This window comes from Achromobacter arsenitoxydans SY8, from assembly GCF_000236785.1.
In the GTDB taxonomy this organism is placed as follows: Bacteria; Pseudomonadota; Gammaproteobacteria; order Burkholderiales; family Burkholderiaceae_B; genus Achromobacter; species Achromobacter arsenitoxydans.
In genome coordinates this window covers 19657-35956 of sequence record NZ_AGUF01000037.1, presented here as the reverse complement: position 1 = coordinate 35956, position 16300 = coordinate 19657, and the positions used below count along the sequence as shown (strand labels likewise).

General features: G+C 67.5%; 15 protein-coding genes. 6 read left to right on the top strand and 9 right to left on the bottom strand.

What is annotated here, in order from left to right; genetic code table 11:
• Position 1: 1 nt before the first annotated feature.
• A complete protein-coding gene (locus KYC_RS08770; protein WP_008161098.1) occupies positions 2-904 on the bottom strand; it encodes a LysR substrate-binding domain-containing protein in 903 nt (300 codons plus the stop codon).
• Positions 905-1174: 270 nt separating this feature from the next.
• Between KYC_RS08770 and KYC_RS08765 the strand changes: the two genes are divergently transcribed.
• From KYC_RS08765 to KYC_RS08755, 3 genes are all read left to right on the top strand, one after another.
• The gene (locus tag KYC_RS08765; protein ID WP_008161097.1) at positions 1175-1960 is read left to right on the top strand and encodes an SDR family oxidoreductase; all 786 of its coding nucleotides are present in this window, start codon (positions 1175-1177) and stop codon (positions 1958-1960) included.
• Between the two features lie 42 nt (positions 1961-2002).
• Positions 2003-2938 carry a dihydrodipicolinate synthase family protein gene (locus KYC_RS08760; RefSeq protein ID WP_008161095.1) on the top strand — a complete coding sequence of 312 codons (936 nt, stop codon included), beginning with the start codon at positions 2003-2005 and terminating at the stop codon, positions 2936-2938.
• A 442-nt stretch (positions 2939-3380) separates the two neighbouring features.
• Positions 3381-4283, top strand: coding sequence for a hypothetical protein (locus KYC_RS08755; protein ID WP_008161092.1), 903 nt, complete (start codon positions 3381-3383; stop codon positions 4281-4283).
• Positions 4284-4311: 28 nt separating this feature from the next.
• Here the strand turns inward: KYC_RS08755 and KYC_RS08750 are convergent, their stop codons facing one another.
• The 3 genes from KYC_RS08750 to KYC_RS08740 all read right to left on the bottom strand — a co-directional run bounded on the left by KYC_RS08750 (position 4312) and on the right by KYC_RS08740 (position 7158).
• Entirely contained in the window at positions 4312-5484 is a 1173-nt protein-coding gene (locus KYC_RS08750) for a GGDEF domain-containing protein (RefSeq protein WP_008161090.1), read from the bottom strand.
• 170 nt (positions 5485-5654) lie between these two features.
• Positions 5655-6140, bottom strand: a complete 486-nt coding sequence (locus KYC_RS08745; protein ID WP_008161088.1) for a VOC family protein — start codon at positions 6138-6140, stop codon at positions 5655-5657.
• Between the two features lie 139 nt (positions 6141-6279).
• Positions 6280-7158, bottom strand: a complete 879-nt coding sequence (locus tag KYC_RS08740) for a PhzF family phenazine biosynthesis protein (RefSeq protein ID WP_008161086.1) — start codon at positions 7156-7158, stop codon at positions 6280-6282.
• 164 nt (positions 7159-7322) lie between these two features.
• Between KYC_RS08740 and KYC_RS08735 the strand changes: the two genes are divergently transcribed.
• Complete coding sequence (locus KYC_RS08735) at positions 7323-7895, top strand: cysteine hydrolase family protein (RefSeq protein ID WP_008161084.1); 573 nt, start codon at positions 7323-7325, stop codon at positions 7893-7895.
• A gap of 9 nt (positions 7896-7904) precedes the next feature.
• Here the strand turns inward: KYC_RS08735 and proP are convergent, their stop codons facing one another.
• Positions 7905-9437, bottom strand: coding sequence for a glycine betaine/L-proline transporter ProP (proP, locus tag KYC_RS08730; RefSeq protein WP_008161081.1), 1533 nt, complete (start codon positions 9435-9437; stop codon positions 7905-7907).
• A gap of 168 nt (positions 9438-9605) precedes the next feature.
• On the opposite strand from proP, the gene KYC_RS08725 reads away from it, so the two are divergent.
• Positions 9606-10064, top strand: a complete 459-nt coding sequence (locus KYC_RS08725) for a MaoC family dehydratase (protein WP_008161080.1) — start codon at positions 9606-9608, stop codon at positions 10062-10064.
• Positions 10065-10085: 21 nt separating this feature from the next.
• On the opposite strand, the gene KYC_RS08720 is transcribed toward KYC_RS08725, so the two are convergent.
• Positions 10086-10490, bottom strand: a complete 405-nt coding sequence (locus tag KYC_RS08720; RefSeq protein ID WP_008161077.1) for a RidA family protein — start codon at positions 10488-10490, stop codon at positions 10086-10088.
• 142 nt (positions 10491-10632) lie between these two features.
• Here KYC_RS08720 and KYC_RS08715 point away from each other — a divergent pair, with 142 nt between their 5' ends.
• Positions 10633-11550: a LysR family transcriptional regulator gene (locus KYC_RS08715; protein ID WP_008161075.1), complete on the top strand. Its 918-nt coding sequence runs from the start codon at positions 10633-10635 to the stop codon at positions 11548-11550.
• Between the two features lie 39 nt (positions 11551-11589).
• Here KYC_RS08715 and KYC_RS08710 read toward each other — a convergent pair whose 3' ends face one another.
• The 3 genes from KYC_RS08710 to KYC_RS08700 all read right to left on the bottom strand — a co-directional run bounded on the left by KYC_RS08710 (position 11590) and on the right by KYC_RS08700 (position 16286).
• Positions 11590-12741 (bottom strand): acyl-CoA dehydrogenase family protein, encoded by a 1152-nt coding sequence (locus KYC_RS08710; protein WP_008161073.1) that lies wholly within the window; start codon positions 12739-12741, stop codon positions 11590-11592.
• A gap of 67 nt (positions 12742-12808) precedes the next feature.
• Positions 12809-14890, bottom strand: a complete 2082-nt coding sequence (locus KYC_RS08705) for an acetate--CoA ligase family protein (RefSeq protein WP_043517940.1) — start codon at positions 14888-14890, stop codon at positions 12809-12811.
• 40 nt (positions 14891-14930) lie between these two features.
• Positions 14931-16286 (bottom strand): MmgE/PrpD family protein, encoded by a 1356-nt coding sequence (locus tag KYC_RS08700; RefSeq protein ID WP_008161068.1) that lies wholly within the window; start codon positions 16284-16286, stop codon positions 14931-14933.
• Positions 16287-16300: the final 14 nt, after the last annotated feature.

Here is a 16300-nt window from a genome sequence, read left to right as displayed (position 1 = left end):
ATCAGCCCGGCGCGCCGGCACTCTCTTCCAGCAGCCAATCCCGGAACGCAGCCACCGCCGGGATTGCCAGTTTCTCAGGCGGCGCCAGAAAGAAGTATCCGGCGCCGGTGCTGAACGTTTCGTCCAGGGCCGGCGCCAGCACGCCTTGCCGCAGTTCGTCTTCCACCAGGAACGTGGGCAGCAGGCCGATGCCGATGCCCGACGCGGCCGCCTGGATCAGGTGCGTCGTCAGTTCAAACTGGGCGCCCCAGCGCATGGAGCGCACGGGCAAGCCGTGCGCCTCGAACCAGCGCTGCCAGACGGCCGGGCGCGCGGCCACCTGCAGCAGCATGTGCCGGGCCAGGTCGGCCGGCTGGCGCGCGGGGTGACTGGCCGCCAATTCAGGACTGATCACAGGAATGACATGCTCGTCCATCAAGCGGTGCGGGACCAGCCCCGGCCAATCGCCGTCGCCCACGGCAATCACGGCGTCGATGCCGGCCAGGTCCAGGTCAAAGCGATACACCCGCGAATGCAGGTGCACCAGGATGCCGGGATGGCGCGCATAGAAGCGGTTGAGCCGCGGCATCAGCCACTTTGCGGTGAACGTGGGCAGCGCGGCCAGATGGAAAGCGCCGCGGCCGGTGCGGTGCGAAATGGCCTGCAGCGAGGCGCTGCGGATGCGCTGCAGCGCCGCCGCCAGCTCCTTCTGATAGCCGACGCCCGCTTCGGTCAGCAGAATGCGCCGCTTTTCGCGCCGGAACAGTGGAACCTCCAGCAAATCCTCCAGCGCCTGCACCTGCCGGCTGACGGCGCTTTGGGTCAGCGCCAGCTCGGTCGCGGCCCGCGTAAAGCTCAGATGGCGGGCGCTGGCTTCGAAAGCCAGCAGCAGGGACATGGAGGGAGTCAGGCGGCGCGGGTTCATTCTTTAAGTACATGAATTCAACCGGCTCACTATACCGTGCCGCGCCAACACCATACTTGACCTGCAGCGGATTCCCAATACAGCTTCCAAAGTTCATTCATAAAACGAATGATGTGCCTGAGTATTTTCCGCTTTCCGGCACGCCCCCTGCCGACGGAGAATAGCCCCGTAGATTGCCATTGCGCAGCGCACCCAAACCGCGGCGCAGGCAAGATGGGGACGGACGGCGCAGAGTCCGGCCGTCCGGATTTTCAATCTGTGGAGGTAAAGATGGATCTGGGTATCGGGAACAAGACCGCGCTGGTGCTGGGCGGCGGCGGCGGGCTGGGCGGCGCGATTGCGGCGTCGCTGGCGCGGGAAGGCGCGAAGGTGGTGGTAGCGGACCTGAACCTGGAAGCCGCCGTGGCCACGGCGGACAAGATCAAGGCCGACGGCCAGGCCGCCCATGCGCTGCAATGGGACCTGCGCGCCCTGGACGCCTTCGACAGTCAAGTCGCCTGGATCGAAGCCAACGTGGGCCCGGTCGACATCCTGGTCAACAATACCGGCGGTCCCCCGCCCACGCCCTCTTCCGGCCAATCCGCCGATCTGTGGCGGGAGCATTTCGAGGGCATGGTGCTATCCGTCATCAAGCTGACCGACCGCGTGCTGCCCGGCATGCGCGAACGGCGCTGGGGCCGCATCATCACCAGCACGTCGTCGGGCGTGATCGCGCCGATTCCCAACCTGGGCATTTCGAACGCCTTGCGCATGTCGCTGGTGGGCTGGTCCAAGACGCTGGCGCGCGAAGTCGGCAAGGACGGCGTCACGTCCAACATCGTGCTGCCGGGCCGCATCGCGACCGCCCGCATCGCCTTCCTGGACGAAGCGCGCGCCAAGCGTGAAGGCCGCAGCAAAGAGGAAGTCAGCCGCGAAAGCACCGAATCCATTCCGGTGGGACGCTACGGCGACCCGGCCGAATACGGCGACGCCGTCGCCTTCCTGGCCAGCGCCCGCGCCAGCTACATTACCGGATCGACGATCCGCGTGGACGGCGGCCTGATCGCCAGCATCTGAACGCGGCGCGCGCCGCGACCGCACTATCAAAGGATATCGACGATGAAACTGACTGCCGACGCCAAGGGCGTCTTCCCCATCGCCCCCACGCCGTTCTTCGAGGACGGCGCCGTGGACTACGCGTCCATCGACCGCATGATGGATTTCTACCTGGCTTGCGGGTCCACCGGCCTGACCGTGCTGGGCCAGCTAGGCGAAGCCCCTAAGCTGGACTTCTCGGAATCGCTGGAAATCGCCTCGCGCGTGATCGGCAAGGCAGGCGGCCTGCCTATCGTGGTGGGCGTGTCCGCCCCCGGCTTTGCGTCCATGCGCACGTTGACCCGCGAGGTGATGGACCGCGGCGCCGCCGGCGTGATGATCGCGCCGCCCAATACCCTGCGCACCGACGACCAGATCGTCACCTACTACCACCAGGCGGTCGAGGCCATCGGCGCCGACGTGCCCTTTGTGCTGCAGGACTATCCGCTGACGTTTTCCGTGCAGATGGCGCCGTCGGTCATCCGCCGCATCGTGACCGACCTGCCATCGTGCGTGATGCTCAAGCACGAGGACTGGCCGGGCCTGGAAAAGATCTCGGCCCTGCGCCGCTTCGAGGCCGACGGCTCGATGCGCCACATTTCCATCCTGTGCGGCAATAACGGCCTGTTCCTGGACTACGAGATGGCCCGCGGCGCCGACGGCGCCAATACCGGCTATTGCTTCCCGGACATGCTGTGCGACTTCGTCAAATGGGTGGGCGAAGGCAAGACCGAAGAGGCGCACGACCTGTTCGACGCGCACCTGCCGCTGCTGCGCTATGAGCAGCAGCCGGGCGTGGGCCTGGCGGTGCGCAAATACGTGATGATGCGCCGGGGCATCCTGGCCACCGCCGCACAGCGCCGTCCGGGCGGCGCGCTGACCCCGCAGGCCAAGGCCGAGGTCGACCACCTGCTGGGCCGCCTGGGGCGGCGCGACCCGCGGGCCAAGGGTCTCGTCTGACGCCGGAGTGGACGGGCCGGCTGTCGGCATCCGTGGCGGGCGCTGCCTGGTGTCCGCCTGCGCCGGCCCGGCCCTCCTGGTAACCCCGAGTATTTCCAAGGTAACAGCAAGTTAATTCGGGGCGCCCGTGCTCACGGCGCGCCCAAGTCCGCCCGGGACGGGGCATCTCCCTCGAAAACGCCCCAGCCCGCGGCATCTTCGGCCGTTGTCCGCACGCGCCGCCGCGCCGTCAAGCGCCTTGGCGCCCCCTACTCGCGCCGCAAACCTCGCCTTGACACCATCAGAACGCAGCAACTATGTTCTGTGCCGCCGATGATTCGGCACCATTAATTCCCCATCCCGAAGCCGCCCCTTGCCGCCCTGCGGCGTGACACAGGCGGTTTGCGCGCGCGGCGTCCAGACGGCGCGCCCGACGCGCTTTTACATACAGAGAGACGAGTTCATGGCTTTTACGCGGAAGTCTTACGCCAAGGTTCTGCCCGCCCGCAAGACGGCGGCCGGCCTGCTTGCCGCCGCCACGCTGGCAGCCACGTCTGCCGCCTACGCTCCCGCACGAGTGAGCGCTGCGCCGCAATCGGCGGCCCATGCCCAGGCCGCGGTCACGCCGCCCGATGGCGCCACCGTTCTGTATTTCATTCATCAGATCGACGGCAAGGGCGCCACGTCCTACGAAGTCGCCAACCGCAGCATCGCCACCTACTGGTTCGGCCACGCTTTCGAACTGGAAGGCACCCGGTACTTCACCGGTTTTGCCTGGGAAACCGCCGAGCGCTACGGCAAGCCCGGCGAAGACGACATCGCGCCCACCACGCCGGTGAACCTGTCCGAAGCCACTTTCATCCTGGACAACCCCGCGTCAGACCGCCCCTGGAAGTTCCGCGGCATGGAACCGACAATCGGCGAGTTCGGCGCCTATGAGCGGGCGCCGGACGTCGATACCACCCGCAAGCCGGTCGAGTTCCGCAGCGCCTCCGGCAAGCTGGTGCTGGCGGTGCCGACCGAGACCTTCGAGAACGGGATCACCATCGGCGCCTATACCCTTCTGGTCTTCACCCCCCCGGAAAAGCGCCAGGACGAAAGCAAGGACAAGGTCTGGGCCTATGCCGGCAATGTGCTGACGGGCGAGGACAACAGCCTGGCCTGTGACGAAGGCAACGTCATGCCGTGCACGCACAGCGAGGGCGAATTGATCTTCAGCGCGAATGGCGATAGCGACATGCCTCTGCTGACCGTCCGGTTCACGGGTACGACGATTTCCGGCCCGGGCAAGACCCGCAAGCTTGGCGACGCCGACAACGTCACCTACGTGTACGACGCCGCACGCAAGGAGTTTGTGGCCCGATAACCGCGGCAACGGCCGGGCGGCCGGAAGGTCAGGCGGTGGCGGGCTCGTCCGCCTGCGCCAGCTCCAGGCGGTTGCCGCCCAGCGACTTGGCGCGGTACAGCGCCTGATCCGCGATGGCCAGCGCTTCCATGATGCCGGGTGCGTCGCCGTCAAAGCGCGCAAGCCCGATGCTGACCGTGGCCGCAATGCCGATGCCGTCGATCCGGTTCGATACCGTAATGGCGAAACGCTCGGCTACCGCCTTGCCCAGCGTCTGCGCTAGGGGTGCGTCATCGCCCCACAGCAGCGCGGCGAACTCCTCGCCGCCGATGCGCGCCAGGATGGCGTCCGGACCCAGCACCTCGCCCGCAATCTCCGCGAAGGCCTTCAGCACTTCGTCGCCCGCCTGGTGGCCATAGCGGTCGTTGACCGACTTGAAGTGGTCCAGGTCGAACGCCAGGACGGACACCGCGCCCCGCCCTTGCTTGCCGTTGAAGATGCGCGCGCCCTGCTCGAAGAACCAACGCCGGTTGCCCAGCCGGGTCAGGTAGTCCGTCTGGGATTCCAGCAGGAGCTGGCCATGGGTCTCGTCGCGGATGAGCTTGAGCAGCGTCATCGGCAGCACCACGGAATACAGCACGCCTTCGTAGATGGTCAGCTTGCCGACCAGCGCCTGGATCTCCTGGCCGGGCTGCGTTGCGAACCAGGGCAGAATGAACGCCCTGCCCGCATACAAGGCGGTATGCGCGCCGGCCACCGCCACGACGATGTAACGGGACTGCAGCGGTTTCATCGCCCTGCACCGCAGCATTTCCCAGGCCGTCAGGCCGCTGATGAGCGCGATCGGCACCGAGCTGATGTAAGTCCACATGACGTCCAGCCAGCGGACGCCGCCTGCCGTCCACACCAACGCCATGCCGATCAGGATCGCCAAAGAGGTGCGGCGGTAGTGCCGCCCGCTCAGCGCCGCAACGCCGTTCAGGATCAGCAGATAGCCGCCCAGGATGACCAGGTTGCTCAGGGCCGAACCGGTCACGCCGGGGAGGTCGCGGCGGTACAGCGCCGCGGCGCAGCCGACCGCCAGCGTTGCGAATCCTGAAGCCAGGATCCGCAATTCCTTGCGGCGCTTGGGATTGGCCCGAAGCTCCCAGAACATCATTCCGGCGCTGGCCAGCAGCGTTCCGATGGCCAGGAAGTAAAGCGTGAGAAGATCGACGTACATCTCGGGAGGAAAGAGATTTCGCCGAAATATCGCGGCGGCAGCCGGATTTTACGGTGAAAACGGGAGTTTCCTTTGTGACCGGGCGCGCGGATTGGGCGCCCCGGGGCGCCCGGACAACACATGCAACTTTCCGATCCCGGCGCCAAAGCGCTGGAGCGCGCGTCCAGTCCCTACGCTTTGCCCCGCCGCGCCGCCTCGATCGCCGCGATGTCGATCTTCTTCATGGTCATCATGGCCTCAAAAGCGCGCTTGGCCGCGGCCTGATCCAGGTCGGTAACGGCTTCCATCAGGGCGCGCGGCGTGATCTGCCACGAGATCCCCCACTTGTCGCGGCACCAGCTGCATTCGCGCTCCTGGCCGCCGTTGCCGACGATCGTTTCCCACAGGCGGTCGGTCTCGGCCTGGTCTTCGGTCAAGACCTGAAACGAGAAGGCCTCGTTGTGCTCGACGCCCGGCCCGCCGTTCAAGCCCAGGCAGGGAATGCCCATCACCGTGAACTCGACCATCAGCACATCGCCCTGCTTGCCGGCCGGATAGTCGCCGGGCGCGCGGTGGACCGCGCCCACGGCGCTGTCGGGGAACGTCTTGGCATAGAACGTGGCGGCATCCAGCGCGGCGCCGTCGTACCACAGGCAAATCGTGTTTTTGCTGGCCATCCTGGTTCTCCTGGAAAGGAAAGTGATGCGCTCAAACCCTTGCTGCTATGCGCGACGTTCAAGCATATTCCAGGATGCGCCACGCGGAAAACCGTTGCGGCGCATGGCCGGCCCCCGGCGCGCCGGGGGTTGCCCGGCCTTAGACGGCGATGCGCCCGTCGATGCAGGTGACGCATTGGCCGCCCACGCGTATTGTGGCGGCGCCGTCAAATTCAATATGGATCCTGCCCGCCCGGCCGACGGCCGCGCCCTGCGTGCTGAGGTATTCAATGCCGAACTGCGCGACCTGGCCGGCGTCTCGGATGAAAGCGGCGACCGACCCGTTGCCGCTGCCGCAGACCGGGTCTTCGTTGGCGCCAAGACTGGGCGCGAAGGCGCGCACTTCGATGGCCGACTCCGCGCCTTCGCCGTTGGCGCCGTACACCACGATGCCTGCGGCCTTGTTGGCGCGGTCGAAATCGGCCATGCGCGCGAAGTCTGGCTTGACCGTCAGCACCGCCTGCGCGCTGGCCATCTGCGCGATCGTCCAGACGGGGCCCACGTTGACCCGCTTGGGGACCGGATCGTGCAGCACCGCCGCGCCAAGGATGGCCTCAAGTTCTTTCACCTGTTCGGCGTCTAGCGGCGTCAGGGCCGGATCGGGAAGCGTGAAGGCGATCAGCGGGCTATTGCCGTCCGACGCCGCGACCGTGAGCTCGATCAGCCCCGCCGCGCATTCCTGCACCAGCCTGCCGCCGCGCGCCGCGACGATGCCGGCCTCGAGCAGCGCGTGCGCCGTGCCCAGCGTGGGATGCCCCGCGAAAGGCAGTTCGGCCTGCGGCGTGAAGATGCGCACGCGGTAGTCCGCGCCCGGCTGCGTGGCCGGCAACACGAACGTGGTTTCCGACAGGTTGGTCCAGTTGGCGATGCGCCGCATCTGCTCGTCCGACAGGCCTTGCGCATCCAGAACCACGGCCACGGGGTTGCCTCGGTAGGGTTCGCGGGTGAATACGTCCACTTGCTTGAATGCCACGGTCATGATCAGGTCCTTGTGCAGGCGGGGCCGCGGGCAGCGCGGGCGCCGATGTCTGTCGAGCGATATTACGGGCCGATCCGCCTGCGGTACAGTGACAATCCCTGCGGAGTTTGTCGTTACAGTTGCCGCTGCCCTGCCCGGAAACACCCCCCGCCCCAGGACTCCCCATGCCGCCTAGCCACGCGATCGACCCGGTCAAAACCGCCCTGCTGGTCATGCATTACCAGACCGACATCACCCGCCTATTTTCCGAGGCCGCGCCCGCCTTGCTGGCCAACACGCGCCAATTGTGCGATGCCGCCCGGAGCGCAGGCGTGCAGGTCTATTTCGCGCAGATCCGGTTCAGCCCGGGGTACCCCGAGGTCAGCCCCCTGAATAAGAACGGGATGGGCATCCGGGACCTGGGCCTGTTCACCTCGGATGAGATCGCCCCCGAACTGGCCCGGCGCCCCAGCGAACCGCTCATCGTGGCGCACCGCGCCAGCGTGTTCTTCGGCACCGATCTTGCGCTGCGGCTGTCGGCCAGCGGCATCGACACGCTCATCATGGCGGGCATTGCGTCCACCGGCGTGGTCCTGTCGTCGGTCGCCCACGCCAGCGACGCGGACTACCGTCTGTACACGGTCAAGGACTGCTGCTTCGACCCCGACGAGGTCGTGCACGAGCATCTTTTTTCCACCGCGTTCGCATCACGGACCACGGTGCTGACACTGGCGGACGCGCTGGCGCTGCTGGCTTAGCGGGCGCGCTCATTCGATGTCCGGATGCCGGTCCGCCAGGCTCTGGCGGCGGACCCGCAGCGCCGCGAGCTTCTCTTCCAGCGCCTCGATTTCGGCGTCGACGTCCTGCACGCTCTGCTCGATGTGTTCATAGGCCTGCTGCAGCAACACTTTGGCCTCGCGGCGGCTGGAGGCGGTGGGCGTTTCGCCGCGCAGCGGGCGGTTGGCCGTCTCGGGCAGGAAAAATGACGTGATCAGCCCGATGAGCGACGCCGCCATCAGGTAATAGGCCGGCATCATCAGGTTTTCGGTTTCTTCCACCAGCCAGGCGGCCACCGTGGGCGTGAGCCCCGCGAAGATGATGGCCACGTTGAACGAGCTGGCCAGCGCGCTATAACGGATGCGGGTGGGGAACAGCGCGGGCAGCGTCGCCGCCATGATGCCGATCAGGCAGTTCAGGAACACCGCGATGAGCAGCAGGCCAAGGAAAATCAGGCCGGTGTTGTCGCTGCCGATCAGCCAGAACGCCGGGATGGCCGACACCAGCAGGCCCACGCTGCCCGCCAGCAGGAAGGGCTTGCGGCCGATCTTGTCGCTGATGAAGCCCACCACCGGCTGCACGAACAGCATGCCCACCATGACCACCACGATGATGAGCACGCCGTGGCCTTCGGTGTAGCCCAGGCTGCCGGACAGGTAGGTGGGCATGTACGTCAGCAGCATGTAGTAGGTGATGTTGGTCACCAGCACGGTGCCGATGCTGACCAGCAGCGCGCGCCGGTACTTGGCGAAGATCTCGCGGAACGAGACCGTGGGCTTTTCCTGGACGGCGTCGCGGTCTTCCTTTTCCATCCGCTCCAGCTGCTGCGTGAACGCTGGGGTTTCCTCGGCTGCATGGCGCAGGTACAGGCCCAGGAAGCCCAGCGGTCCGGCCACGAAGAACGGAATGCGCCAACCCCAATCCAGGAAGGTCTGTTCGCCCAGCATGGTCTGCAGCAGCACGACCATGCCCGCGCCCACCACGAAGCCGGCGATCGAGCCGAAGTCCAGCCAGCTGCCCAGGAAGCCGCGCTGCCTGTCGGGCGCGTATTCGGCCACGAAGACGGCTGCGCCGGTATATTCGCCGCCCACCGAGAAACCCTGCGCCAGCTTGCACAGCAGCAGCAGGATGGGCGCCCAGAGGCCGATGGTGGCGTACGACGGGATCAGCCCGATGCAGAACGTGCTGATCGCCATGATGATGATGGTGAGCGACAGCACCTTCTGCCGCCCGAAGCGGTCGCCCATGACGCCGAAGAAGACGCCGCCCAGCGGCCGAACCAGGAACGGCACCGAAAAGGTGCCCAGCGCCGCGATGGTCTGCACGGCAGGCGAAGCGTCCGGGAAGAACACCTTGCCCAGCGCGAAGGCCACAAAACCGTATACGCCGAAGTCGAACCACTCCATCGCGTTGCCAAGCGCGGCGGCTGTCACCGCCTTTTTCAGCTTGGTGTTGTCGATGACGGTGATATCGCCGATCTCGAGCGGACGAACCGCTGGTGCCGCCGGTGTGGTTTCTGCCATGGCTCGCCATCCCTGAATTCGACATGACGATTATGGACCTGATTCCGCCGGCGGTCACCGTCCTGGCTCCTCCCCCGGCTCGGGAGCAGGCCGGCGCGCCCGCGCATTGCGCGCCCGATGGCGTGCGCAGATAATTCGTCCACGCAGACACACGCCTGGAGCCCTGGCATGCAAGAATCCCCGAATTCGCCGCTTATCTACCTGGAAGACCTGACCGTCGGAGACGTCTTCGTCAGCAAGACGCATGCCCTGGATGCCGCGCAGATCATCGCCTTCGCGGCGCAGTTCGACCCGCAGCCCTTCCACCTGGATGCGCAGGCGGCGCGCGACACGCTGTTCCAGGGGCTGGCCGCCAGCGGCTGGCACACGGCTGCGCTGACCATGAAGCTGCTGGTCGACAGCTTTCCGGTGTCTCGCGGCGTGATCGGCGCGGGCGCCGAGGTCGCCTGGCCCCAACCCACCCGCCCCGACGACGTGATCAAGGTCACGAGCACCGTGCTGAGCATCACGCCGTCGCGCTCCAAGCCCGACCGCGCCATCGTCGTGGTGGAATCCATCACGTCCAACCAGCGCGATGAGGCCCTGCAGAAGCTGACGAGCAAGGTCGTCGTGTTCCGCAGGCCCTGACCTGCACGGCGCACCGCCGGGTCAGCCCGCGGCGCCCTCCGGCAGCTTGGCGATCACCTTGATCTCGAACTGGAAACCATTGAGCCACGTCACGCCGACCGCCGTGATATTCGGGTACGGCGCGGCGCCCCAGAATTCCGGCACCACCTCCCACATGGTTTCGAACTGCGATTGCGGATCGACCATAAAGACAGTCACATCGACCACATCGTCGAATGTTATGCCGGCCGCCTCCAGGATGGCGTTCAGGTTCTGAAACGCCAGCCGCACCTGCCCCCGCAGGTCGGGTTCGGGCGAGCCGTTCTCGCGGCTACCGACCTGCCCCGAGACGAACAGGAAGCCATTGGACCGGACGGCCGGGGAATAACGGTCGCGCTCGTACAGCGCATGGCGATTGGGCGGGAAAACAACATCGCGAGTCGTCATCAGTAATCTCCAGATGTGGGCCGAATCCAGCCCGTATTGAACATAGGGACACTCTAAAGACGCCCGCCCGCCCGATAAACGGCCAAGTTCATCCAGCACTATTTGTAGAATCCAAACAATCCCAACCCCCAAGGAGCCAGCGATGGACCGTTTCGACGCAATGAACGCCTTCGCGCGCGTCGTGGAGACCGGCAGCTTCACCAAGGCGGCCGAAACCCTGCGCATGAGCAAGACCACTGTGACGCAGCTGGTGCAACAACTGGAAGCGCGGCTGCGCGTCCGGCTGCTGAACCGCACGACCCGCAAGGTCAACGTCACCGCCGACGGCGCCGCCTACTACGAGCGCGTGATACGGCTGCTGGCCGACATGGACGACGCCGAGACCAGCCTGTCCAGCGCGTCCGAGGCGCCCCGCGGCCGGCTGCGGGTGGACGTGCCCAGCCCGCTGGCCAGGATGGTGCTGGTGCCGGCCCTGCCGGCCTTCCATGCCCGCTATCCCGACATCCAGCTGGACATGGGCGTGAGCGACCGCATCGTGGACCTGATCGGCGAAAACGTGGACTGCGTGGTGCGTGGCGGCGAGCTGGCCGACCAGTCGCTGATGGCGCGCCGCGTCGGCGACCTGCAGCTGGGCGTCTATGCCGCGCCCGCTTACCTGGAACGCGCGGGCACGCCCACGCACCCGCGCGAACTTGAAGATTCGCACCACCGCATCGTGGGTTTTTTGTGGGCGCGCACCGGCCGGGCCCTGCCCTACGCCATGCGCCGCGGCGAAGAAAGCGTCAACGTGCATGGCCGCTACATCCTGGCGGTGGACGACGGCAACGCTTACCTGGCCGCCGGTCTGGCCGGCATGGGCGTGATGTGGCTGCCTGACTACATGTCCAAGGCCCACGTCGCGCAAGGCGACCTGATTCCCATCTTCGAGGATTGGCAGCTCGACCCGATGCCGATGTTCGTCGCGTTTCCGCCCAACCGCCACGTCAGCGCCAAGCTGCGCGCGTTTATCGACTGGATCGTCGAACTGATGGGCAGCTATGCGCCAATCCGCGCGCAGTAGGCGTTGACGGCCCCGCGCGCCGCACGCGGGGCCATCCGGTCAGCGCGGCGGGCGCTGCGGGAAGCTGCGTTCGAACACGCCTTCCGCGATGCGGTTCTTCAGGATCTCGATAGAGCCCCCGGCGATCATCCAGCCCCGGCACCGGCGCACGCAGTATTCGACCAGGGATTCCCGGCTGTAGCCCAGCCCGCCCAGCACCTGCAGCGCGTCGTTGGCCACGTCGAAGCCCACCTGGTTGCAGTAGGCCTTGGCGATCGCGGTCTCGGTGGCGGACGGAAAGCCGGTGTCCGCGCCGGTGGCGGCCCGGTACAGCAGCAGTTGCGCGGCGTCCAGCTTGATGCGCATGTCCGCGAACTTCCATTGCAGGCCCTGGAATTCGCACAGCAGCCGTCCGAACTGCTTGCGCTGCATGGCCCAATTGCGCGCTTCTTCATAGGCGTAGCGGCCCAGGGCCAGCGAACGCGCCGTGTTGCCGATGCGTTCGACGTTGAAGCCCGCGATCTGCTTCTTGAAGCCGCCCTCGCCCAGCACCACCATATCGTCCGGCACGAACACGTTGTCGAAGAAGATCTCGACCCATTCCTCGCCCGACATGAAGGCGGACCGTTTGCCCAGTTTCACGCCTTCGTCGCGCGTGCCGATCAGCACCGAACCGATGCCGCCCGTGCCCGGCCCGAATCGCACGTACGCCAGGATGACGCTGGCGTGCGGGCCGTGGGTGGTGAAGATCTTGGTGCCGTTGATGCGCCAGCCGCCGTCGGCGCGCGTCGCGCTGGTCTTCAGTTCGGTGACGGCCGAGCCGGCGTCGGGCTCGGTCATGCCCACGGAGATCAGCCCTTCTCCCGCGAGCAGGCCCGTCAGGTACTTCTGCTTTTGCAGCGGGCTGCCGTATTCGGCCAGCACGCGGATGGCGCCGAAGTTTCCCGCCTGCACCACGTCGGCGCTGCGCGGGCACACGGACGCCACGGTCTCGATAGCGATGACGGCATCCATCAGCGAACCGCCGACGCCCCCGTCCTCTTGCGCCACCGTGATGCCCAGGAGGCCCTGGCCGGCCATCTTGCGGGCGATGTCCCAGGGGTAGTCGTCGGAATGGGCGCGCTCGACGGCGCCATCGCGCAACTCGCGCTCGGCATAGCGGCGCACGGCCGTCTGGAAATCCTGTTGTTCCGGGGTCAGTTTGAAGTCCATCTTATGTTTCCTGTGGCAAGAATGGGAATGGGGACGGCCTGTAAGGAAGGCCTGTAAGGAAGGCGCGTCAGGCCAGCCGGACCAGGCCGTCCACGGCGACCACGCCGTCGGCGCGGACGAACAAGGGATTGATTTCGGCTTCCTCGACGCGCATGCCCTCCATCAGCGCCAGCCGTGAAAACGCCGCGATGGCGCGGGCCAGCGCCTCGCAATCGCCTTCAGGCAGGCCGCGGAATCCGCGGATCAGCCGGGTCTGGCGCACTTCAAGAATCATGCGGCGGGCCTCCTCCAGGTTTACCGGGGCCAGGCGCAGCGCATAGTCCGGCGCGAGTTCGGCGGCGATGCCGCCGGCGCCCAGCAGCACCGTCGGGCCCACCAGAGGGTCGTACCGGTAGCCCAGAATCAGTTCGATCAGGCGGCCTTCCATCGGCTGGACCAGAATGCCGTCCACCGCCGCGTGCGGCGCACGCTGCCGGACGGCGACCAGCATCTCGCCCACGGCCTTCTCAAGCGCTGCCGCGTCGGCAATACCGACGCGCACCGCGCCCACTTCGGTCTTGTGCGCCAGGTCGCGTGAGCAGACCTTGGCGACGACGGGATACGGCACGGCATGGGCCAGCGCGCCGGGCGCAATCAACTGGGCCTGTGCGACAGGAACACCCAGGCCGCGGAACAGCGCGCCCGCTTCGTATTCGCTCAACATGCCGCTGCGCGGCAGGCCGGCCGGCCAGGCCGCTTCAAAGCCCAGGTCGGGCGGCGCGCCCACGGGCGTGAAGAACACCGACAACGCGTCGGCGCAAGCTTCCGGCGTGCGAAAGGCTGCGATCCCGCCCCGCTGCAGCAAAGCCAGCGACTCCGGCGCTTCCGGCGCCAGGAACACCGCCAGGGGCTTGGCGTCCGGCTTGTCGGCCTCCAGCAGAGGCTGCACCGCCAGTCCCGGATGAAACTGCGCCGACGAACCCACAACGCTCAGCACGGCATCGCACCAGTCCGCGCGCAGCAGCGCTTCCAGCAGCATCTTGTACTGCGCGCTGGTTGCCGCCAGGGTCAGGTCGATGACGGGCGTCTCCCGAATCTTCAGGCCGTGCTCGGCGATCATCCGCACGAACTCGGGCGGCGGAGCCACGGCCGCCAGGCCGCGCAGGCCCAGGTTGTCGACGACGGTCGCCGCGCCCCCGCCCGTGGTGGTGATGACCGCCACCCTGGCCAGCGCCTCGTCCGGCCCGGGAACACGAGGGCCGCGGATGTAGCGCGCGGCCAGCGGCGAGATCTCGAACAGGGTCTCCAGGTGCTGGACCCGCATTACCCCGTGCGCCTTCAGGAACGCGTCGACCGCCGCGTCGTTGCCCGCCAGCGCGCCAGTGTGCGATTGCGCCAGCGCGTCGCCCTGCTCGGACCTGCCCAGCTTGTAGGCGATCACAGGTTTGCCCGCGGCGCGCGCCCGGCCCAGCGCACGGGCCAGCGCGGGTGCGTCGCGCAGGGTTTCCAGGAACAGCAGGATGACCTTGCTATGTGGATCGTCCACCAGCGCGTCCACCACCTCTCCCACCGTGATGTCGCTTTCATTGCCCACGGAAACCGACTTCGAGAACCCGAAGCCGCGCGCGGCGGCGCGCGACAGCAGCGATCCCATCATGGAGCCGCTCTGGGACACCAGCGCAATGCCGCCGGGCAGCAGCGTGTCGGCCTCGAAGGCGGCATTGACGGACAGGATGCAGCCGGCGTGCAGGTCGGCCAGGCCGATGCTATTGGGGCCCAGCAGGCGCAGGCCCAGTTCGCGGGCCTGGCGCACCAGGTCCGACTGCCGGGCCAGCCCGTCCGGCCCGGTCTCGCCGAAGCCGTCGGAATAGACCGTCACCACGCGCGCGCCGGCCCGGGCGCAGTCCGGCAGCAAGGCGGCAACGCCGTCGCCCGGAATCATGATGAAGACGTGATCCACCGGGCCGGGCAGCCCGGCCAGCGAGGGATAGGCGCGCTCGCCCAGGATGTCCGGGCGGGCGGCGTTGATGGGATAGATGGCGCCCGCGTAGCCGTGCTTGCGCATGAACCGCAGCGGGCGCGCCGTGTTCTTGCGCGCATCGCCCGAGGCGCCCACCAGGGCGATGGCGCGCGGGGACAGCAGCGCGTCGGCAAAAGAAGGAGAAGACATGGAGGTGGCTGTCGTCATAAAGGCCAGAGGGAGTGGAAGTTCAAAGCTGGGGCATGTCGGCGGCCAGGCGCAGCGCGCGCACCGGCATGGCGTCCAGGCGCCAGACCGCATCGCGCAAGGCGCGCGCGCGGGCGCTGCCCAGCACCGGGCCGGCCAGCTCGGCAAACTTGTCGTTCAGGTCGGCGTCCGACAGCGGCGATTCGGGATCGCCCTTGCGGTACGGCGCAAAGTGTTCATGCACGGCGCCGCCGTGCGTCGTGGCGGTCAGCCGCGCGGCGCGCATTTTTGGAAAACCGGCGGTCAGGTCCGGATCCGCCTTCAGGTCCAGCCGCCGCATCAGGCCGCGCACCTGGGGGTCGCGCAGACGTTCTTCGCCAAAGGCGTCCAGCCGCACCGAACCATGAACCAGCGCGTGCGCCACCACGTACGGCAGGCTGAACTTCGCCTCGAACGCCGTCGCAGGCTGGAAGTTCCCGGTGACGTCCAGCGCGGTCTGATAGGCGTCCACGCGCAGCGAGGCCACGTCCTGCGGCCGCAGCCCGCCTTCGCGCAGCGCCAGGGCGGCGTCGATCGCGGCAAAGGTGTGGCCGCAGCAGCCGTGGTTCTTCTGCGTGATGGACAGGATGTTGTAGCGGTCGCCCAGCCCGGCCGTGGCGACGGACCAGTCAGGATTGCGCGCCAGCGCCGCGCCGAATCCGACCTCGCCTTCCAGGATGTCCGGCACGCCGGTGACCCCGTGCGCAGCGCCCTGCCCGGCCCGCACGCCGACCTCGGCGGCATGGCCCGCGTGCAGCGCCTTGCTCATGGCGTCCGACCGGAAGGCCTGCTGCAGGCCGCTGGCCAGGGTGCCGGCAGTGGCCAGCGCGTGCAGCATGACCTGCGCGTCGCCCGGCGCGCACAAGGCCGCCGCGGCGGCCGCGCTGCCGAAGCAGCCCACGGTGCCGGTCGTATGGAAATAGCGGTAATGGGCGGGCTGCACCGCCGCGCCGATGCGGGTGGAGATCTCGTAGCCCACCACGATCGCCTGCAGCAGCGCGAGTCCGCTGGCGTCTTGCTCTTCAGCCAGCGCCAGCGCCGCGGCGATGGTCGGGCAGCCGGGATGGTAGATCGCGTCGCGAAAGATGTCGTCGAACTCCACCGCGTGCGACACGCTGCCGTTGATCCAGGCCGCCGTGGCGGCAAAGGCGGTAGTCGCGCAGCCCGGCAGGCTGGACGCGCCCGACCCGAGTTCGGCGCCGTGGGCGCCCAGCAACTGCTGGCACGGCGCGGCGCGGGTGCCGGGATACAGCGCCGACAGCCAGTCCAGGAAGGCGCGCTTGGCGTAATGGATGACCTCGTCGGGCAGTCTGCCCACCGCGTCTTTGGCGCCATAGGCGGCGATGGAGTCCAGCAGCATTCGTCTCTCCGGGT